At 63.7% G+C, this 18214-nt stretch carries 20 protein-coding genes and 1 tRNA gene; 8 read left to right on the top strand and 13 right to left on the bottom strand.

Going from position 1 to position 18214, the window contains the following annotated elements; genetic code table 11:
* Window positions 1–81 precede the first annotated feature (81 nt).
* From GGQ90_RS20955 to GGQ90_RS29865, 3 genes are all read right to left on the bottom strand, one after another.
* Complete coding sequence (locus GGQ90_RS20955; RefSeq protein WP_188083825.1) at window positions 82–585, bottom strand: GNAT family N-acetyltransferase; 504 nt, start codon at window positions 583–585, stop codon at window positions 82–84.
* On the bottom strand, window positions 558–1337 hold the full coding sequence (gene mazG, locus GGQ90_RS20950; RefSeq protein WP_188083824.1) for a nucleoside triphosphate pyrophosphohydrolase: 780 nt from the start codon (window positions 1335–1337) through the stop codon (window positions 558–560). Before mazG ends, GGQ90_RS20955 begins: the two co-directional genes overlap by 28 nt.
* A 143-nt stretch (window positions 1338–1480) precedes the next feature.
* Window positions 1481–1939: a hypothetical protein gene (locus GGQ90_RS29865; RefSeq protein WP_343053973.1), complete on the bottom strand. Its 459-nt coding sequence runs from the start codon at window positions 1937–1939 to the stop codon at window positions 1481–1483.
* A 60-nt stretch (window positions 1940–1999) separates the two neighbouring features.
* Between GGQ90_RS29865 and GGQ90_RS29860 the strand changes: the two genes are divergently transcribed.
* The 6 genes from GGQ90_RS29860 (at window position 2000) to GGQ90_RS20920 (ending at window position 7016) form a co-directional block, all read left to right on the top strand.
* A complete protein-coding gene (locus tag GGQ90_RS29860) occupies window positions 2000–2161 on the top strand; it encodes a hypothetical protein (protein WP_343053971.1) in 162 nt (53 codons plus the stop codon).
* A gap of 197 nt (window positions 2162–2358) precedes the next feature.
* A complete protein-coding gene (locus GGQ90_RS20940; protein WP_188083822.1) occupies window positions 2359–3846 on the top strand; it encodes an aldehyde dehydrogenase family protein in 1488 nt (495 codons plus the stop codon).
* Window positions 3843–4652, top strand: coding sequence for a carboxymuconolactone decarboxylase family protein (locus GGQ90_RS20935; RefSeq protein ID WP_188083821.1), 810 nt, complete (start codon window positions 3843–3845; stop codon window positions 4650–4652). Before GGQ90_RS20940 ends, GGQ90_RS20935 begins: the two co-directional genes overlap by 4 nt.
* A complete protein-coding gene (locus GGQ90_RS20930) occupies window positions 4649–5404 on the top strand; it encodes an SDR family NAD(P)-dependent oxidoreductase (RefSeq protein WP_188083820.1) in 756 nt (251 codons plus the stop codon). The genes GGQ90_RS20935 and GGQ90_RS20930 overlap by 4 nt, the downstream gene beginning before the upstream one ends.
* Entirely contained in the window at window positions 5401–6210 is an 810-nt protein-coding gene (locus GGQ90_RS20925) for an NAD(P)-dependent oxidoreductase (RefSeq protein WP_188083819.1), read from the top strand. The genes GGQ90_RS20930 and GGQ90_RS20925 overlap by 4 nt, the downstream gene beginning before the upstream one ends.
* A gap of 20 nt (window positions 6211–6230) precedes the next feature.
* Entirely contained in the window at window positions 6231–7016 is a 786-nt protein-coding gene (locus GGQ90_RS20920; protein WP_188083818.1) for an SDR family oxidoreductase, read from the top strand.
* 223 nt (window positions 7017–7239) lie between these two features.
* Here GGQ90_RS20920 and GGQ90_RS20915 read toward each other — a convergent pair whose 3' ends face one another.
* From GGQ90_RS20915 to GGQ90_RS20870, 10 genes are read right to left on the bottom strand one after another with little or no spacing between them, the layout of a single operon-like run.
* Window positions 7240–8547 carry an MFS transporter gene (locus GGQ90_RS20915; protein WP_188083817.1) on the bottom strand — a complete coding sequence of 436 codons (1308 nt, stop codon included), beginning with the start codon at window positions 8545–8547 and terminating at the stop codon, window positions 7240–7242.
* On the bottom strand, window positions 8544–9203 hold the full coding sequence (locus tag GGQ90_RS20910; protein WP_188083816.1) for a retropepsin-like aspartic protease family protein: 660 nt from the start codon (window positions 9201–9203) through the stop codon (window positions 8544–8546). Before GGQ90_RS20910 ends, GGQ90_RS20915 begins: the two co-directional genes overlap by 4 nt.
* Window positions 9203–9991 (bottom strand): MBL fold metallo-hydrolase, encoded by a 789-nt coding sequence (locus tag GGQ90_RS20905; protein ID WP_188083815.1) that lies wholly within the window; start codon window positions 9989–9991, stop codon window positions 9203–9205. The genes GGQ90_RS20910 and GGQ90_RS20905 overlap by 1 nt, the downstream gene beginning before the upstream one ends.
* Window positions 9988–10776: a TatD family hydrolase gene (locus GGQ90_RS20900; RefSeq protein ID WP_188083814.1), complete on the bottom strand. Its 789-nt coding sequence runs from the start codon at window positions 10774–10776 to the stop codon at window positions 9988–9990. The genes GGQ90_RS20905 and GGQ90_RS20900 overlap by 4 nt, the downstream gene beginning before the upstream one ends.
* Before the next feature lie 3 nt (window positions 10777–10779).
* Window positions 10780–12348, bottom strand: a complete 1569-nt coding sequence (metG, locus tag GGQ90_RS20895) for a methionine--tRNA ligase (protein WP_188083813.1) — start codon at window positions 12346–12348, stop codon at window positions 10780–10782.
* 43 nt (window positions 12349–12391) lie between these two features.
* Window positions 12392–13363 (bottom strand): AAA family ATPase, encoded by a 972-nt coding sequence (locus GGQ90_RS20890; RefSeq protein WP_188083812.1) that lies wholly within the window; start codon window positions 13361–13363, stop codon window positions 12392–12394.
* Window positions 13360–13986, bottom strand: a complete 627-nt coding sequence (tmk, locus tag GGQ90_RS20885) for a dTMP kinase (protein WP_188083811.1) — start codon at window positions 13984–13986, stop codon at window positions 13360–13362. The genes GGQ90_RS20890 and tmk overlap by 4 nt, the downstream gene beginning before the upstream one ends.
* The gene (locus GGQ90_RS20880; RefSeq protein ID WP_188083810.1) at window positions 13983–15146 is read right to left on the bottom strand and encodes a D-alanyl-D-alanine carboxypeptidase family protein; all 1164 of its coding nucleotides are present in this window, start codon (window positions 15144–15146) and stop codon (window positions 13983–13985) included. The genes tmk and GGQ90_RS20880 overlap by 4 nt, the downstream gene beginning before the upstream one ends.
* A 47-nt stretch (window positions 15147–15193) precedes the next feature.
* Window positions 15194–16180: a septal ring lytic transglycosylase RlpA family protein gene (locus GGQ90_RS20875; protein WP_188083809.1), complete on the bottom strand. Its 987-nt coding sequence runs from the start codon at window positions 16178–16180 to the stop codon at window positions 15194–15196.
* A complete protein-coding gene (locus tag GGQ90_RS20870) occupies window positions 16164–17216 on the bottom strand; it encodes a lytic murein transglycosylase (RefSeq protein WP_188083808.1) in 1053 nt (350 codons plus the stop codon). Before GGQ90_RS20870 ends, GGQ90_RS20875 begins: the two co-directional genes overlap by 17 nt.
* 135 nt (window positions 17217–17351) lie before the next feature.
* Between GGQ90_RS20870 and GGQ90_RS20865 the strand changes: the two genes are divergently transcribed.
* Together GGQ90_RS20865 and GGQ90_RS20860 are read left to right on the top strand one after the other, a co-directional pair.
* Window positions 17352–17441, top strand: a tRNA-Ser gene (locus tag GGQ90_RS20865).
* A 144-nt stretch (window positions 17442–17585) separates the two neighbouring features.
* Window positions 17586–18214 (top strand): tyrosine-type recombinase/integrase (locus GGQ90_RS20860; RefSeq protein WP_188083807.1); only part of this gene is annotated, 629 nt, incomplete at its 3' end.

Below are 18214 nucleotides of genomic sequence, written 5' to 3'. Positions count from 1 at the left end.
CGGACAGCGAAATTGACACCAGATACCCCCTATGCGCGATGGTCGCGATTGCGCGCCCTATGCCGCTGCACAAGCCGCGCGTCAAAGGTAACGATGCATCACAAATGTGTCGACCGGACCCAGTGCCGGATGGACAAAGGCGCCGGGCACGCGGCCGACAATGGCAAAGCCCATCGCCTGCCACAGCGCGACCGCGCGACTGTTGGAGGAAACCACGAAATTATACTGCATCGCGCTGAAACCCAGGTCGCGCGCCAGATCGAACGAGGCGGCGCACATGCGTCGGGCAACGCCGCGTCCGGTTGCGTGACCTGCGGTGACATAGCCGGCATTGGCGACATGGCGGCCACCGCCGGCCTGATTGGCGCGGATGTAGAAGATGCCGAGCAGGGTGCCATCCTCCTCGACGATGCGGACGGTGCGGTCCAGGGACAGCCAGAGGGCAAGCGCGTCTTCGCGGCTGATGGCGCGATCGACCGCCAGGGTTTCACCAGCGCGCAGCACTGGTTCCAGGATTGCCCAGATCGCGTCATCATCCGCCGGCGTGACCGGCCTGATTATTCCGCCTGCTTCGCCTGCTGCCATAGCGCTTCCTTCTCGTCTAGCGACAGGCCGACGAACGCATCGCCAGCGATCGCCTCCATCTGACGAAAACGACGATCGAACTTGGTATTTCCGCCACGCAGCGCGACTTCGGGGTCAATCTTGAGATGGCGTGCGAGGTTCACGACGGCAAAGAGCAGGTCGCCGACCTCTTCTTCCCGATGGGCATGGCTGGTCGCGCTGGTGACCTCGTCCAGTTCCTCATGGATCTTGGCGATCGCGCCCTGGGCGTCGGGCCAGTCAAAGCCGGTGCGGGCGGCCCGCTTCTGCAGTTTTTCGGCGCGCAGCAGCGCGGGGAGCGCCTGCGCGACACCGGCCATGGCACTCGGGTCGGGGATCTTGTCGGCGCGCTCGGCCGCCTTGATGCTTTCCCATTGGGCGTGGCCATCTTCGCGGCGGGCGCCTTCGCCAAAGACATGGGGATGGCGCCGGATCATCTTGGCCGCGATGCTGTCGATCACATCCTGCAAGCGGAAATGGCCGGCCTGTTCGGCGATGCGGCTGTGGAACACGACCTGCAGCAGCAGATCGCCCAGTTCGTCGCGCAGGTCCGCCATGTCGTTGCGATCGATCGCATCGGCCACTTCATAGGCTTCCTCGATCGTGTAGGGGGCGATGCTCGCAAAATCCTGTTCAATGTCCCAGGGGCAGCCCGTTTCCGGATCGCGCAGCCGCGCCATGACATCGGCGATCGGCATGATATCGGCGGGACTGGCTTTGCTGGTGTCGGACATGAAGATCCTGATGTGAGACGAGGAAAGGTTGGCGATAAAGTTTCGGCTGAGGCATAGCCAGCCCACTTGATCGTTTTTTGACGCGGGTTCAAAATGACTTGATCGGCGGCGATCGGATCAATCACATGATCTGTTGGTTCAGATCATTCAAACCCGAACAGGCCGGCCAGAATTTGACGATTCTGCCGATCCGCCTCGAAGTGCGCAAGAGCAGGATCCAGACCGGCAATCGCATCAATAATGCGCATGCGACCATGGCGCCACGCATTCAGATCAAACATGTCCGTGCCGTTGCCCTCTCGCTCGACGTCGCGTGCGCTTCCCAGCGCGACGCGTGTGAGCAGTTCGAATAAGGGCTGGCTGACCATTCGGAACAAGATATCCTGAAGCCGCCCTTCCAGTCGGCCCAGCCCGTCCATGCTGTCGCACGTGTCGATCTGGCCGCGCAGATCCACCAGTTCCCTGCGGAGCGCCATGTCATCACATCGGGCCGCCGCCGCGCAGAGCCGATTGAACAGCAGCGAGGTGATATCGAGTATCTCGCGCCAGGAGCCGGGCTCACCGCACAGATAGGCGCCGAGCATCCGTTCCAGATCGGCCATTTGTGGTCGCCGGCCATAATAGCCGCCGCCCGGTCCCCGCCGAACCTCCAGCAGGCCTTCATGCTCCAGGATGCGCGCAGCCTGCTGGATCGTGACGATGCCGACCTCCAGCTCGCGGGCAAGGGTCGGAAGGGAGCCGATCTGTTCGCCGGCCGGTGCGGCAAGGATACGTCGGCGCAGGGCATCAGCCGCATTGCGGACGATCTGCCGCTTACCGATTGATGGTTCTGTCTGGGCATTGTGCTGGATCAGGTTCATGCAAATTAATGCGCATATTGAATGAAATTTCGCAAGGGCGATACTCGGGATCATCGCCTTGATGATCTAATAATGCGCATATTAATATCCCTCTCAAGAATCGCTGCACATTCGGTGGCGGCGCCGTGCAGGGGCCGTCCTTGCCGAAAGAGGAGAGAGCCATGGCATTCAGAAATCCCGTGATCGACGCGTTGCCGCGTTACCCCGTCATCATCGGCGGGCAGCGGGAGGTGCCGACCGGCCCGGCGCGCCACGTCCATGTCTATCCCGGCACCGGCAAGGTGACGCAGGAACTGGCGCTGGCGGATGCAGGGCATGTCGACCGGGCCACCGCCGCTGCGCGCAAGGCGTTTCCGGCGTGGCGCGCCATGCCGGGCGACAAAAGGCGCGACCTCATGTTCCGCATCGCGGCGCTGCTGGAAGCGAAGTCGGCAGAATTCGCCCCGAGCCTGATCGCCGAGAATGGATCGGTGGCGATGGTCGCGCCCTATATGGGTTATGATGCCGCCCAGAAATTCCGTTACTTCGGCGGCTGGTGCGACAAGCTGCATGGACGCACCATCCCGATGTGGGGCGCGCCGGCCCATGATTATGTCAGCTATGATCCCTATGGCGTGATCGGTATCATCGTGCCGTGGAACGGTCCGCTGTTCGCCGCGACCATGGTGCTGGCGCCGGTGCTGGCGGCGGGCAATTGCGTGGTCATCAAGGCGCCGGAACTTGCCCCCTATAGCGTGATGCAACTGATCGACCTGCTGCATGAGGCCGGCCTGCCCGACGGCGTGGTCAATCTGGTCACGGGCGGCGCCGATGTCGGCGCGGCGATGGTCAGCCATCCCGGCATCGACAAGATCGAATTCATCGGATCGGGCGCGACCGCGCGCCAGGTGCTTGCCAATGCGGCCCAGTCGCTCAAGCCGGTAGGCCTGGAACTGGGCGGCAAGTCGGCCGTGGTCGTGTTCGATGATGCCGACCTGATGCTCGCGGCGAAGAAGGGGCTGACCGGGGCGATTTCCTCCAATGGACAGGGCTGTGTCAACGGCACGCGCCTGCTGGTCCAGCGCGGCATCTATGATCGCTATCTCGACCTGATCGGCGCGATGGCCGGCCATGTGCAATCGGGTGACCCTTTCGATCCCGCGACGGTGCTGGGGCCAGTGATCAGCCAGACTGCGCTCGATCGGATCAGCGGGATGGTGGCGCGGGGCGTCGCCGATGGCGGCCGCATCATCGCGGGCGGCCAGCGTCTGGACGGGGATTTCGCCGATGGTTTCTTCCTGCCGGTAACGATCCTGGCCGACGTGCCGGACCAGTGTGAGATCGCGCAGAATGAGGTGTTCGGTCCGGTGCTGGTCGCGACCCCGTTCGATGACGAGGATGAGGCGATCGCGCTGGCCAACGGCACCGACTATGGCCTTGGCGCCTATGTCCACACGCAGAATTTGCGCCGTGCCCATCATCTGGCGCGCGAGCTGCAGGCCGGCATGATCCATGTGAATGGTTCGGGCGAGGCGATGCAGCCCAACTGTCCTTTCGGCGGATTCAAGAAGAGCGGCCATGGCCGGCTGGGCGGGGTCGAGGGGCTGCATGAATTCCTCCAGCCCAAGAATGTCTGGATGAGCATGGCCGCACCGGAGGGCGGGCAATGAGCCTGTGCGATCCCGCAGCGCGCAGCGCACTGGGCAGCAGCCTTCAGGCCGAACTGACCGGGCGAGATGGTCCCGCGCCCCGATCGCCGGTGGCGGAAAGCTGGCGCGATTTCATCTATGCCGAAATCTGGTCGCGTCCGGGGCTGGATCGGCGCGCGCGCTTCCTGATCGCGCTGGCCTCTGCCGCTGGCGCGACCGCGCCGACTGATCGGCTGGACGGCTATGTCCGCGGTGCGCTGGCGACCGGTGCGCTGACCCAGGCCGAATTGCGCGAGGCCGCGCTGCATGTCGCGGTCTATGCAGGCTGGGACAAGGGTGGCGCGATCGATGCGGCGATCGACCGGGTCGAAGCGGAAGAGGGGCTGGCGCAGGTTGCCTTGTCGCCGATCCGGGCCGCGCCCTGGGATCCGCAGCAGCGGATGGAGCAGGGCTTTGCCGAGTTTCGCGCGGTGATGACCTTCGATGGCCCGCGTGTCGGCAATGGCCTTCCCTATCTGCAGGATGGCATATTGAACTTCGTGTTCGGCGAGATGTGGGGCCGGTCGGGCCTCGACCAGCGGTCACGCCGCTTCCTGACCCTGGTTGGCGTTGCGGACTCTGCTGCCACCGTGCCGATCGCCAGCCATTTCCACGCCGCCATGGCGAGCGGCAATTGCACCGCTGCCGAGTTGCACGAGTTCGTCCTCCAATATGCTGTCCATGCCGGCTGGCCCAAGGCATCGGTGATCCAGGGCGTAGTGCTGGAAATGGCCGGGAAGGTCGCCAAGGGGCTGGCCTGGAACGAGAAGGAGGGGGGCAAGCCATGAGCATTGCAATCGACATGACCGGCAAGGTTGCGCTGGTGACAGGGGCTGCGTCCGGGCTGGGCCGTGCGACGGCATTGAAACTGGCGCAGGCCGGCGCAAGGCTTTGCCTGGTCGACGTCAACGCCGAAGGGCTGACCGAAACGAAAAACCTGCTTCCCCAGGGCGATCATCAGGTTGCGATCGTCGATCTGGCCGATCCTGATGCTTGTCGGGCCGCCGTTGATGCGGCTGTCGCCCATTTCGGCCAGCTTGATGCGCTGTGCAATGTCGCCGGCCTCATCTATCTCTCCAATTCGCCCGACATGCCCAAGCCGCTGTGGGACAAGACGCTCGCGGTCAACCTGACCGCGCCCTTCCTGCTGTCGCAGGCGGCGATCCCGCATCTGCTCAAGGTGAACGGCGCGATCGTGAACGTGGTCTCCTCGGCCGCCTTCATCGGCGAAGCCTATGCGGCCGCCTATTGCGCGTCGAAAGCCGGCCTTCTCAACCTCACCAAGGCGATGGCGATGGAGTTTCAGAAGCAGCCGATCCGTATCAATGCCGTCGCGCCCGGTGGCATGATCACCAATATCGCCACCAATTTTCGGCCACCCGAAGGCTGCGACTTCGAACTGCTCAAGCGCTTTTCCGGGATGCGCGGCACGGTCGAGGTCGATGACGTCGCCGACATGGTGGCCCTGCTCGCCTCGCCGGCAGGGCGTGGCTTCCATGGCAATTGCATCTCGATCGATGCCGGGATCACCGCAGGATGAGCGGGATGGAACGGATCGGCTTCATCGGCCTTGGCAGCCAGGGCGGCCCCATGGCCGAGCGCATCACCGCCGCCGGCTATCCGCTCAAGCTCTGGGCACGCCGCCCCGATGCGCTGGCGCCTTTTCTCGCAAATGGCGCAACGGCGGCCCCGGATATCGCGGCTTTGGGATCGACCTGCGATCATGTCGGCATTTGTGTTGTCGATGACGCCGGTGTGGCGGCGATCGTCGAGCAATTGCTGCCAGCGATGCGGCCGGGCAGTCGGATCGTCATCCATTCGACCATATTGCCCGACCATTGCGTGGCACTGGCCGAACGCTGCGCGGCACGCGGCATCGCCTTCCTCGATGCGCCGGTCAGCGGCGGTGGCCCGGCCGCCGCGGCAGGCAGTTTGACCGTGATGTGCGGCGGCACGACCAAGACCTATGAAGCGGCCCGGCCGGTGCTGGAAAGCTTTGCCGGCCTGATCGTGCGGATGGGCGATGTCGGGGCTGGGCAACGCGCCAAGATCGTCAACAACGCGCTGATGGCGGCCAATATGGGGCTGGCCCATGCCGCGATGGAGGCGGGCAGGGCGCTGGACCTGGACGACGCGCCCCTGCGCGATCTCATCAAGGCGAGCAGCGGCCGCAGCTTTGGTTTCGAGGTTTATGCCCGGCTGCCGACCCCCGGCGCCTTTGCCCATGGCGCACCGCTGCTGCGCAAGGATGTCGGCCTGCTGATGACCAGCCTACCCGATCATGCCGGAGCTGAATCCTTGTCTCAGGCTGCGACCCCCTTCCTAGCCGCCGCCTGCGGCGACTGACCATTTCAGGAGATCCAACCATGTCCTTCACCCTCGATCAGTTCCGCCTCGACGGCAAAGTTGCGATCGTCACCGGCGCCGGCGGGCGCGGCAATTCCATCGGCCGGGCCTATGCGCTGGGGCTGGCGGCGGCCGGCGCCGCAGTCGTCGTTGCTGACCTCAATGGCGAAGGCGCGCAGGCGGTGGCTGACGAGATCGTCGCCGGTGGCGGGCGGGCCGTTGCCGTCCAAGTCGATGTCGCCGACGAGGCCTCGACGCTGGCCATGGCGACGGCGGCGAGTGATGCCTTTGGCGGTGTCGACATCCTCATCAACAATGCCGCGCTGATGGTCGATATCAGTTACGACAATGTCGAAGCCGTCAGCCTGGAGGCCTGGAACCGGGCCTTTGCCGTCAATCTGAACGGCGCGCTGCTGTGTGCACGCGCGGTGATCCCCTCGATGCGCGCGCGCGGCGGCGGACGCATCATCAACCAGACCTCGGGCGGCGCCTTCCCGGCGACGGGTCTCTACGGCATTTCCAAGCTGGCGCTGGTGGGGCTCACCACCACGCTCGCCAAGCAGTTCGGCAAGGACAATATCACCTGCAACGCGATCGCGCCGGGCAATGTCACATCGGACGCCGGCAAGATGCTGGTGCCCGACGATTCCCCGTTCATCCAGTTCCTGCAGATGAGCTGTGCCCTGCGTCCGCGCGGCGAGCCGGACGAACTGGTCGGCACGGCATTGCTCCTTTGCTCCGAAGCGGGGCGCTGGATTACCGGCCAGACGGTCCATGTTGATGGCGGCTGGGTGTTGCGGCCCTGAGTTCTATGATCCGACATAGCGGGAGAGAAGGTATCAGCCCGGCTTAGCTATGTCTGCGACATGGCATGGACAGGAAATTGCGCAAAGATTTCCTGTCCATGCTGACCGGATGGAATCGCCGATCTGGAGCGGGGGCATCCGGGCTCCACAAATTTAAGTTCGATAATATATATTATGTTAAATCATGGATCGGATTGATGGCAGGTCTTTCGTTTCACCCATCTCAATCCTCCAGGATGCGGCTATGGGCTTTGGTGTCGCGCATGCGGACATAGACGGTCAGCGAGATCGCGATCATGACGCTGACATAGATATAGAAAGCGGACTCCATCCCGGACTGTTTAAACCAGAGCGCCACGAATTCCGCCGTGCCACCGAACAAGGTATTGGCCAGCGCGTAAGGCAGTGCCACGCCCAGTGCGCGGATATGCGCGGGAAACAGCTCGGCCTTCACTACGGCGTTGATCGAGGTGTAGCCGGTGACAATCACGAGGCCCGCCATGACCAGCAGCCCGGCGACCAAGGGATCGCGCGTCACGGCCAGGGTCGCGAAGATCGGATAGGTACAGAACACGCCCATGATGCCGAAGCCGATCATCAGCGGCTTGCGTCCGATCCGGTCGGACAAGGCGCCGGCCAGAGGTTGCAACAACATGAAAAGGAACAATGTTATCCCATTGATTTCCGATGCAGTTTGCCGAGAGAAACCGGCCGTGTTGACGAGGAATTTCTGCATGTAGATGGAATAGGCATAGAAGGCGATCGTGCCGCCGGCGGTCAGCAGCATCACCGTCAGCGTCTCGCGCGGATGACTGGTGATGAGTTCGATGAAGCCGGATTTCGGGGCACCTTCGGCCTTTGCCGCGTGATAGCTTTGCGTTTCGGCGAGGCCGCGCCGCAGCCAGAAGACGATGACCGCCAGCCCGCCACCGATGGCAAAAGGAATGCGCCAGCCCCAGGCGTCAAGCTGTGCCTCGGTCAGGATCGACTGGAGCAGCAGCAGCACGCAGATCGCCACCAGTTGCCCGGCGATCAGCGTCACATATTGGAAGCTGGAATAGAATCCGCGCCGGTCCTTGCCGGCCATTTCGGTGAGATAGGTCGCGCTGGCGCCATATTCGCCGCCGATCGAGAGGCCCTGCATCAGCCGGGCAAGAACGAGCAGCAGCGGCGCGCCAACGCCGATCACCTCATAGCCTGGCGTCACTGCGATCAGCAGCGATCCGGCGCACATCAGCGACACCGACAGCGTCAGGCCGCTCTTGCGGCCATGGCGGTCGGCATAGACGCCCATCAGCCAGGCGCCGATCGGTCGCATCAGGAAGCCGACGGCAAAGATGCCGGCGGCACTCAGCAACTGGGCGGTGCGATCCTCGCTCGGGAAGAAGTGCGGCGCAAAATAAAGAGTGAAGGCGGCATAGGCATACCAGTCATACCATTCGACCAGATTGCCGGTGGAACCGCCGATGATCGCCTTGAGCCGGGTTCGCTTGTCGGGTGCCCCATCCCCCTGAGCCAAATGTGACGTCATGGCGTCAGCACCATTTCACCATTTTCAACGCTCCAGCTTTTGAGACGGGACAGCATGTTCATGCCGATGACATTGACGTCGCCCAGCGCCGGCGAGACGACGACCTCGACATCATTGGCGCGCAGCGGCCCAACCGTCAGCGTCGAGATGCTGCCGCGGCGGGCGTCGATCTTGCCATTGGCGGTGTTGAGCGGGATCGGGGGCGCATTCATGTCGATATTGAGGCCGGTGGCGCGAGCGGTATTTTCCGAAAGGGCGGTGATGGTCGCGCCACTGTCGATCAGGAAGCGGGCGGACATGCCGTTGACCATGCCCTCGACCCAATAATGGCCGTCCGGCGCCACGGGAATGCGCACCACCTGCCCATCGGACTGGATCGGTGGTGGGGCCGGCTGCGGCGCGGGCTGTGACATGGCCTCGGCACTGTTCTGCGGCTGGAGCAAGGCCCCCTCCTCCGCTGCGAACCGTGCCGGCATCAGTCCCGCCTTCTGGGCGAAGGTGAAGAGGCCGAGCAGGGCGCCGAAGATCAGCACCCAGAGCAGCGCCATCCGCACGAAGCTGCCCAGCGCGATGCGGCGGCCAATGAGCGCGGAGCCGACCAGGACCAGGGCGAGCAGATACCAGATGCTGGACATCGCCTGATCCGTGCCGTCCATCAGTGGGGTGCTCCGTCGTTAAGGTCGATCACCAGCCCGTCATAGCCCGGCTCCACCCCTTTGGGGAGCGTGGCGCACAGGGTCGCATAGTCCATGCTCTGGTCCATATGGGTCAGGATCGCGCGCTTGGGCCGGGTCGCCATGATCCCCGCCAATGTCATTTCCAGATGGGCATGGGTGGGATGGGGCCGGGCACGCAGCGCATCGACCACCCAGATATCGAGCGCCTCGAACAAGGCTAGCATGCCAGGTGTTATGGTATGAAAATCCGTAGCATATCCAATATGGCTTTCACCATGACTGAAGCGGAATCCAGTCGAGTAGATGTCGCCATGGGGCATATCGGTGCAGGCAATGTCGATATCGCCGATCCTAAGGCCGTCGGGCAGATCATGTGGGCTGATGATCGGGGGATAGCCCCCCCTCCCCGCAAAGGCATAGGCGAAACGCGCCTGGAGCAGGCGCATCGTCTGGGCGCGGGCATAGCCGGGGATCGGATTGCCACGGTGGTGGAACAACTGGCGAACATCATCGATGCCATGGCTGTGATCGGCATGATCATGCGTCCACAGGATCGCATCGATGTCGATCACGTCGGCCGCCAGCAACTGCGCGCGCATGTCGGGCGAGGTGTCGATCAATATCCGTGTCGTCGCGCTCTCTACCAGGATCGAGACGCGGGTGCGGCGGTTGCGCGGCTCCGTCGGGTCGCAGGCACCCCAGTCATTGCCGATCCGGGGAACGCCGGAGGATGTGCCGCTGCCAAGGATGGTCAGCTTGAGGCTCATGCCTGCGGCTGACCCTCGATCTTGGCAAAGAGGCGCAGGAAATTGGCCGATGTGGCTGCTGCCAGATCACCGATGCTCTCACCGCGCAGATCGGCCAGGAAGCGCGCCGTGTCGGCGACAAAGGCCGGTTCGCACGGTTTGCCGCGATGGGGCACCGGGGCAAGGAAGGGCGAGTCCGTCTCCACCAGCAGCCGGTCGAGCGGCAGGCGTGCGGCCGTTTCCTGCAGATCCTTCGCGCTCTTGAAGGTCACGATGCCCGAAATGCTGATGTAGAAACCGAGGTCCATCGCCGCATCGGCGAAGGCGCCGCTGGCGGTGAAACAGTGGATGACGCCACTATAGGCCCCCTTCCCCATCTCGTCCCGCATGATCGCCAGCGTATCCTCTTCCGCTTCGCGGGTATGGACGATCAGCGGCAGGCCGGTCTCGCGGCAGGCGGCGATATGGCTGCGGAAGCTCTTCTGCTGCCGCTCGCGATCGCTATGGTCGTAATAATAATCGAGTCCCGTCTCGCCGATGCCGACGACGCGCGGATGGGCCGCGCGATCGACCAGCTTGGCGGTGTCGACATGGGGATGCTCGTCCGCCTCATGCGGGTGGATGCCGACGGTCGCCCAGACATCCGCCTCGCGCACCGCCGTGCCCAGCACATCGTCCCACTCGCTTTCGCGGGTGGCGATATTGAGCATCAGATCGACACCGCGCCCGCGGGCGCGTTCCAGCACATTATGCTGATCCTCGATCAACCCCTTGTAATTGAGGTGGCAATGGCTGTCGATCAACATGCGTCAGGCGTCCGCTTCGGTTAGTTCCAGGCGCGGGAAGAGCGGCTTGGGCGCGGCCAGCACGAAATCGCTTTCGGCCAGATCGCTATACCAATGATCGCCGATCGCGCCATAGCTGCGCTTGTCCGCTGGCACGCCCATATGGTCGAGCAGCGCGGTGGCGCTGGCCGGGATTACCGGCTGGATCGCGACTGCCAGTTGGGCGATGGCGATATAGAGGGTGGCCAGTACCGTCTCCATCCGCTGCGGATCGGTCTTGCGCAGCGACCAGGGCGCCTGCGCGTCGATATATTGGTTGCAGGCAAAGGCGGCGCGCAGCCAGGCATCGATCGCCACCGACGGCGCCAGATCGGCCATGGCGGCGGGCATGTCGCTGCGCACCACCTTGTCGATCAGCGCGAACAATTCCGTATCGGCGGCGTCATGGCCGTTGATGGCCGGGAGGCGGCCTTCCAGATTTTTCGCGATGAAGCTCAGCGTGCGCTGGGCGAGATTGCCGAACGCATTGCCGAGGTCACTGTTGGAGCGCTGGACGATCGCTTCGGCGCTATAGCTGCCGTCATTGCCGAAAGTCACTTCGGACAGCAGGAAATAGCGCAGCTGGTCGACGCCGAAGCGTTCGGCCAATTCCATCGGATCGGCGACATTGCCGACCGACTTGGACATCTTCTCGCCGCGGTTCAGCAGGAAGCCATGGCCGAACACCTGCTTGGGTAGCGGCAGCTTCGCGCTCATCAGGAAGGCTGGCCAATAAACCGTATGAAAACGGACGATATCCTTACCGATGATATGGGTGATATCGCCACCTTCGGCCCAATAGCACGCCATCCGTTCGGCATCGTCGGGATAGCCGCAGCCGGTGATATAGTTGGTCAGCGCGTCGACCCAGACATACATGACATGGCCGTCGGCGCCGGGCACCTTGACGCCCCAGTCGAAGCTGGTGCGCGAGATGCTGAGATCGGACAGGCCGCCCTCGACGAAGCGCAGGATTTCGTTGCGGCGGCTTTCCGGGCGGATGAAGTCGGGCTGGCTGTTATAGAGGTCCAGCAGCTTGTCCTGATATTTGGACAGGCGGAAGAACCAGCTTTCCTCGACGGTCCATTCGACCGGCGTTCCCTGCGGCGACAGCTTTACGCCGCCCTCGCCGTCGGTGATTTCCTTCTCGTCATAGAAAGCTTCGTCGCGGACCGAATACCAGCCTTCATAGCGGCCCAGATACAGGTCGCCATTGGCCTCCATCGCCTGCCAGATGGCCTGGCTGGCGCGGTGATGATCGGGTTCGCTGGTGCGGATGAAACGATCATAGCTGATATTCAGACTATCGTTCATCTGCTTGAAATGGGACGACATCTCATCGGCGAGTTCGCGCGGCTCGATGCCCCGGTTGCGCGCCGTCTGGGCCATTTTCAGCCCATGTTCGTCGGTTCCGGTCTGAAAGAAGACGTCGCGGCCCATCATCCGCTGGAACCGGGCGATCGCGTCGGTGGCGATCACCTCATAGGCATGGCCGATATGCGGACGGCCGTTGGGATAGGAGATGGCGGTGGTGATGGTGTAAGGCTGCGACATGCAGCTTCCCTAGCGGCTGTTCGCGTCGCCGCAAAGCCGCTTTTCAGGTCGCCGCCTCAGCCAGTGCGGCAACATGGCCGCCCAGCTCGAAAACGACCGAGGCCGGGTCGAGCGACAGGATGACCGCACCGCCCGCCAGATGCCGGGCCGCTTCCCAATGATCGAGCGCGCTGCCGAGCGTCGGGCCGTACCGTGTCCGAGCCGCTTGCGCGATAAAGGCCGGCGCGCGCTCCAGAAAGGCTTCGTAACGCGGCTTGGCTGCCTTACCCGACAATGCCTTGGCAAGGCGCAGCCGTTCGCGATTGCCCGGATCGCCATTGGCGGCGATCGCCTGCAGCGATGTCTCCAGCCCGGCAAGGTCGAGACCGGCATAGCGCAGAGCGCGACCGGGAGCCCCCTCCCCAGCCCGCAACAGCGCGTCCAGCTCCGGCCCGGACAGGCTCTCATCCTGGCGGCGAAGCACCGTGGCGACGGCCCCGTCCGACAGCGGATCAAAACGCATCGTGCGGCAGCGCGAGCGAATGGTCGGCAGCAGCCGGCCGGGCGCATGGCTGACCAGCAGGAAGATCATGTCCGCCGGCGGCTCTTCCAATGTCTTGAGCAGCGCATTGGCGGCGCCGCGCTCGAGATCGTCAGCACTGTCGATCACGACGATGCGACGGGAGGAGAGCGACGGCGCCGACTGGATCAACCGTTGGAGTCCGCGCACCTGATCGACGCTGATGTTCCGCGCGGTAACGCCGTCCTTTTCCAGCGGGGCGAGTTCGGCATAATCGGGATGGGCGCTCGCCTCGATCAAGCGGCGGATCGGGTGGCTTTCGGGAACGTCGAGCCCCTCGCCCGCAATCTTCGGGCCAGCCGCGTCCGCCAGCAGGCGCATGGCCATGGCGCGGGCAAAGCTCGCCTTGCCGATGCCGCGTGGCCCGCTCAAGATCCAGCCATGATGCATGCGCCCACTGCTTGCTGCCACCAGCAGCGTCTGCGCTTGGACTTCATGCCCGACAAGTGACGTCATGACAGCAGGTCGTCCAGCGCGGCCAGCAGTCGAGCAGTTACAGCCTCAGCCGCGCCCGATGCGTCAATCGCGCGGACGCGTGCCGGCTCATCGGCTGCAAAGCGAACGAACGCATCGGCCACGGCGCGATGAAAGCTGCGGTCGCGGCCACCGATCCGGTCCGACACGTCGCCGTCGCGGGCATGGGCGCGGGCTTCCGCCTCGGCCTCTGGCAGGGTCAGGAACAAGGTGCGATCGGGCAGGAATCCGGCGCTGCCGATGCGATGCAGCGCTAATATGTCCTCGTCCGTCAACTCGCCCTGCCCCTGATAGGCACGGCTACTGTCGAGAAAGCGATCGGACAGCACCCAGGCGCCACGGGCCAGCGCCGGCCGGATCGTCTTTTCGATATGATCCGCGCGCGCAGCCGCGAACAATAGCGCTTCGGCGCGGGCATTCCAGCGGTCTGCGCCGCCGGTCAGCAGCATGGCACGGATCGCTTCCGCCCCTTCGCTGCCGCCCGGTTCGCGGGTTTCGACAACTTCCAGCCCGCGCGCCCGCAACACCGACGCCAGCGCACGAAGCTGGGTCGATTTACCGGCACCCTCGCCGCCTTCCAGCGTGATGAAACGGCCGCAACTCACCCGAAGAAGGACTTCAAACCATTCCACAAACGACCGAAAATGCCCGCTTCCGCGACATCCTCACCGGCGACCAGCGGCAGCACTTGCGGCGGCGTATCCGGGGTCTGGACGATAAGCTGTGCGATCTGCTGGCCCTTGACGATCGGCGCCTTGATCGGGCCGGTATAGACGACCTTGACCTTCACATTGGCCGATGCCGTGCGCGGCATGGTGACGGCCATATTCTGCGGCGCGACCAGCGACACGGTCGATGCGCTGCCCTGCTGGACCTCGGCCGTTTCGACCGTCTGGCCCTTCTTGAACAGCGGCTGCGCCTTCCAGGCGCGGAAGCCCCAATCCATGAAGCGGACGGATTCGGTGATGCGGCCATTGAAGCTGGTCAGGCCCGCAACCACCATCACCAGGCGACGACCATCCTGTTCGGCCGAACCGGTAAAGCCGAAACCGGCTTCCTCGGTATGGCCGGTCTTGAGACCATCTGCGCCGGGGATCTTGCCCAGGATCGGGTTGCGATTGCCTTGCGCGATATCGGTGCCACCCATTGTCTTGCCCCAGGTGAAGGAACGGGTGGCGTAGAATTTCTTGTAGAGATCCGGCGTCTCGACGATCGTCGCCTCGGCCAGTTTGGCGAGGTCTTCGGCTGTAACGTAGGTCACGCCCTCGTCGGGCCAGCCATTGCTGGTGCCGAAATGGCTGTTCTTGAGGCCCATGCGCTTGGCCTCCTCGTTCATCAGCGCAACGAACGCCTGCTCGGTGCCGGCGATGCCCTCGGCCAGGACGACGCAGGCGTCATTGCCGGACAGGGTGACGATGCCGTGCAGCAGATTTTCGACCGACACCTGCTCACCCACCGACAGGAACATGGTCGATCCCGCCTTGGGGCCGTGCCATTGCTGCCAGGTTTCCGGGCGGACCGTGAACTTGGTGTCGAGCTTCAATTCGCCCTTCTGGATCAGGCGAAAGGCGACATGGGCGGTCATCATCTTCGCCAGCGACGCCGGCGGCATGCGTGTTTCGCCGCCCTTGTCGTAAAGCACCGCGCCCGACGACAGATCCTTCATATAGGCGATCGGCGCCTCGCTCGTATAGGGCGGGGCCGCGGCAACCAGCGGCTGGGCCAGCAGCGCAACGAAGAGAGTGGCGGCAACGGTTTTCTTCATGAACTCAAGCCTTCGACTGGATAGATTCGCTGGATGCATCGCTATGATTAGCGCGCGTCATTAGCCATGACACGGACATTCGCAAAGCCCTTCGCCGCCGCCGCCTTCACGCCGGCCTGCGCAGCCTCCTGCGAGGGATAGGGACCATAGCGCACTCGCCAGACCGGACCGGCGGCCACGGCATGGGCGCCGATCTGCCTGGCCAGCGCCTCGGCCCGGCTCTGGGAAGAAAGAGCTGCAACCTGAACCACATAGCCACCTGATACCGGTTTTGCCGATACCGGTTTTGCCGGTGCCGTGGTCTTCGAGGCCGGCTTGGGAATGCGCGGCGTGGACGTATCGAAGGACGCGCCGGGACGACTGGGACTGCTCGCGGCCGGCAGCGCCTGAACGACGGGGCGTGCGGCCTGGGGCTGCTGCGGCTGGCTTGCAGGGGCTTCCGCCAGACGCCGTTGCAGCACCTTCAGCAGGGGCTGGGGCGTCTCGATCCGCTCAGGCGCGCGGTGGTGGGCACGCAGCAGCGCCTTTTCCTGCTCGGGCGGATTGACCCGGCGGACGCGAACGGGCGCCGCGCCATCGCCGGTAATGCCCAATTGTTCGGCCGCGCCGCGCGACAGGTCGATGAGCTTATCGTCGCTGAACGGACCACGGTCATTGAGCCTGACCAGGATCGTGCGGCCGCTGTTCAGTGCCGTAACCTCGACATAGCTTGGCAGGGGCAAGGTCTTGTGCGCGCCGCTGATCGCCGAGGGCACGAAAGCCTCGCCATTGGCCGTCGGTTTGCCCATCGCCTCTTCGCCATACCAGCTGGCATAACCGACCTCGTCATAATGGATCGGGTCGGCCGGGACATAGGTCTTGCCCCCCACATTATAGGGCTCGCCGATCTTGACCGGTTCGTCGGCAACCGCTGGCGCCGACACCGGCAGAACGGGGCGCGGCGCCGGCGGCACATTGGCCTGCTCGCCGCCGCACGACGCCAGCAGGATTCCTGCCCCGCCCAGTGTGAGCCAGTTCCTATTGCTTGACCGCATCAGCCAGCAACCCCACGGAAAGAGCGTAGAAATTCGAGCAATTATAGTCCAGGATCGCGCGATAATTGCTGGTCAGCAGATAGGCGGTCTTGCCCGGCCCATCCGGCTCCAGCAGGGTCGCCATGACAGTGTCCGCCGGCCAGATGCCACTGGCCGGGAACAGGCCCAGCTTGCGCCATTCGGCCATCGTCAGCCAGCGGCTGTGGCGGTTGAATACCCGCGGACAGCGCGGCGCCGTCGTGCGGGCGGCCACTGATGCGCGGTTGAAACCGGACGGAACACTGACGGCCACGCCCCAGGGCTGGCCACGGCGCCACCCGGCCGCGACGAAATAATTGGCGATCGAGGCGAGGGCATCCGCCTGGCTGGTCCAGATGTCTGCCCTGCCATCGCCGTCGCCATCCTTGGCCAGCTTGAGATAGACCGACGGCAGGAATTGCGGATAGCCGGTGGCGCCGGCCCAACTCCCCACCAGCCGACTGCGCGGCACGCCATCGTTCAGCATCTTGAGCGTGGCGAGCAATTCCGGCTCGAACAAGGTCCGGCGGCGCCCCTCATGCGCGAGGGTGGCCAGCGACCGGATCAGGTCGAAATCGCCGGTGTAGGAGCCATAATTGGTCTCATGGCCGAAAATCGCGACCATGATTTCCTCGGGCACGCCGGTTTCCGCCTCGATCCCCGCCAGCCGCGCGCGATTGGCGGAATAGACCGCCCGTCCCCGGCTGATCCGCGCCGCATCGACATGCTGCCGGCGATAGGGTTCGAAATTGGGAATGGGTGAATAGGCGCCACCGCCCGGTTGGCTCTGGTCGAGCGCCACAACGCGGGGATTGATCGTCAGCGTCGGAAAAACGGCATCCAGCGTCGCATCGCGAATGCCCATCGCGCGCGCCTTGGGGCGCAGCGATTCGAGATAGGTCCGAAAATCACCATCATCCTGCGCGATCGCGACTTGCGGCGCAGCAAATCCCGCCACAACCGTCGAAAAACCCATCATCAGCGCAATGGCCAGCGAATTGAACCGAGAATCTGCCATGACCTTTTGTGGCACAGCCAGGGCGACCGGCGAAACCCCTATCCGATACGAAGGCGCGAATGGGCGACCATTCCCCTCAATATTGTCATTTTTGCCCTTGGCTTGTTCGCCGGCTTCGCTAGGAAGCGTCGCAACGGAAGTGTGGCCGAGTGGTTTAAGGCAGCGGTCTTGAAAACCGCCGTGGGTGCAAGCTCACCGTGGGTTCGAATCCCACCGCTTCCGCCACCATCCTGTCCTTTCGCATCCGTATCAAATCGCAAAACCCTAAGTTTTCCAAGGGTTTGAACGTGATTCGCGTCCACGGCTATCCCTGCTCGTCCACCAGTGACCGATTGGTAATGTGGGAAAGAATGTGGGAGAATTGGTGGCATGGGAAAGCTTTCCGCTACCGCTGTAAAGGCAGCAAAACGTCCTGGGCGGCTTGGCGATGGCGACGGGCTATTTCTGATTATTCAGCCCGGCGGCGGCAAGAGTTGGATGTGCCGGGTACAAAAGAATGGCCATCGTCGTGACTTTGGCCTGGGAAGCGCGTCGAAAGTTTCACTGGCGACAGCAAGGGAACGTGCGCGCGAGATCCGCGCTTGGGTAGAACTTGGCCTGGATCCGATATTTGAACGCCGCAAGGCTGAAGGCATTCCGACATTTCGGCAGGCTGCAGCCAAGGTGATCGCCGCCCACAGCAAGACATGGCGGAATGAGAAGCATGGGAAGCAGTGGCACCAGACCCTCGAAACCTACGTCTTCCCACAAATCGGTGATCTCCCGGTTCATGAGATTACCGGTCCGATGATCCGCAATCTGCTTTCGGACATCTGGCTAGCCAAACCTGAGACAGCGCGACGTGTTCGTCAGCGGATCGGCACTGTGCTCGACTGGGCATATGCCTCGGGGTATCGCGAGAATTGTCAATCGGCGTGCAAACGGGACCCCTTATCGGCGCGCAAAAGGGACCCCCTGTCAGGATGGCGGAACGTTGATGTGACGGGCTTCCTTGCGCT

It is taken from the genome of Sphingobium scionense (assembly GCF_014197035.1).
GTDB classification, from domain to species: domain Bacteria; phylum Pseudomonadota; class Alphaproteobacteria; order Sphingomonadales; family Sphingomonadaceae; genus Sphingobium; species Sphingobium scionense.
The sequence above is the reverse complement of the archived record's forward strand: the minus strand, read 5'-3'. Positions and strand labels throughout refer to the sequence as shown.

Excerpts from the sequence above, each read along its gene's own strand:
- GGQ90_RS20955 (WP_188083825.1), bottom strand. The coding sequence starts at position 585 with ATGGCAGCAGGCGAAGCAGGCGGAATAATCAGGCCGGTCACGCCGGCG.
- mazG (WP_188083824.1), bottom strand. The coding sequence starts at position 1,337 with ATGTCCGACACCAGCAAAGCCAGTCCCGCCGATATCATGCCGATCGCC.
- GGQ90_RS29865 (WP_343053973.1), bottom strand. The coding sequence starts at position 1,939 with ATGGCCGATCTGGAACGGATGCTCGGCGCCTATCTGTGCGGTGAGCCC.
- GGQ90_RS29860 (WP_343053971.1), top strand. The coding sequence starts at position 2,000 with ATGCTCCAGGATGCGCGCAGCCTGCTGGATCGTGACGATGCCGACCTC.
- GGQ90_RS20940 (WP_188083822.1), top strand. The coding sequence starts at position 2,359 with ATGGCATTCAGAAATCCCGTGATCGACGCGTTGCCGCGTTACCCCGTC.
- GGQ90_RS20935 (WP_188083821.1), top strand. The coding sequence starts at position 3,843 with ATGAGCCTGTGCGATCCCGCAGCGCGCAGCGCACTGGGCAGCAGCCTT.
- GGQ90_RS20930 (WP_188083820.1), top strand. The coding sequence starts at position 4,649 with ATGAGCATTGCAATCGACATGACCGGCAAGGTTGCGCTGGTGACAGGG.
- GGQ90_RS20925 (WP_188083819.1), top strand. The coding sequence starts at position 5,401 with ATGAGCGGGATGGAACGGATCGGCTTCATCGGCCTTGGCAGCCAGGGC.
- GGQ90_RS20920 (WP_188083818.1), top strand. The coding sequence starts at position 6,231 with ATGTCCTTCACCCTCGATCAGTTCCGCCTCGACGGCAAAGTTGCGATC.
- GGQ90_RS20915 (WP_188083817.1), bottom strand. The coding sequence starts at position 8,547 with ATGACGTCACATTTGGCTCAGGGGGATGGGGCACCCGACAAGCGAACC.
- GGQ90_RS20910 (WP_188083816.1), bottom strand. The coding sequence starts at position 9,203 with ATGGACGGCACGGATCAGGCGATGTCCAGCATCTGGTATCTGCTCGCC.
- GGQ90_RS20905 (WP_188083815.1), bottom strand. The coding sequence starts at position 9,991 with ATGAGCCTCAAGCTGACCATCCTTGGCAGCGGCACATCCTCCGGCGTT.
- GGQ90_RS20900 (WP_188083814.1), bottom strand. The coding sequence starts at position 10,776 with ATGTTGATCGACAGCCATTGCCACCTCAATTACAAGGGGTTGATCGAG.
- metG (WP_188083813.1), bottom strand. The coding sequence starts at position 12,348 with ATGTCGCAGCCTTACACCATCACCACCGCCATCTCCTATCCCAACGGC.
- GGQ90_RS20890 (WP_188083812.1), bottom strand. The coding sequence starts at position 13,363 with ATGACGTCACTTGTCGGGCATGAAGTCCAAGCGCAGACGCTGCTGGTG.
- GGQ90_RS20880 (WP_188083810.1), bottom strand. The coding sequence starts at position 15,146 with ATGAAGAAAACCGTTGCCGCCACTCTCTTCGTTGCGCTGCTGGCCCAG.
- GGQ90_RS20875 (WP_188083809.1), bottom strand. The coding sequence starts at position 16,180 with ATGCGGTCAAGCAATAGGAACTGGCTCACACTGGGCGGGGCAGGAATC.
- GGQ90_RS20870 (WP_188083808.1), bottom strand. The coding sequence starts at position 17,216 with ATGGCAGATTCTCGGTTCAATTCGCTGGCCATTGCGCTGATGATGGGT.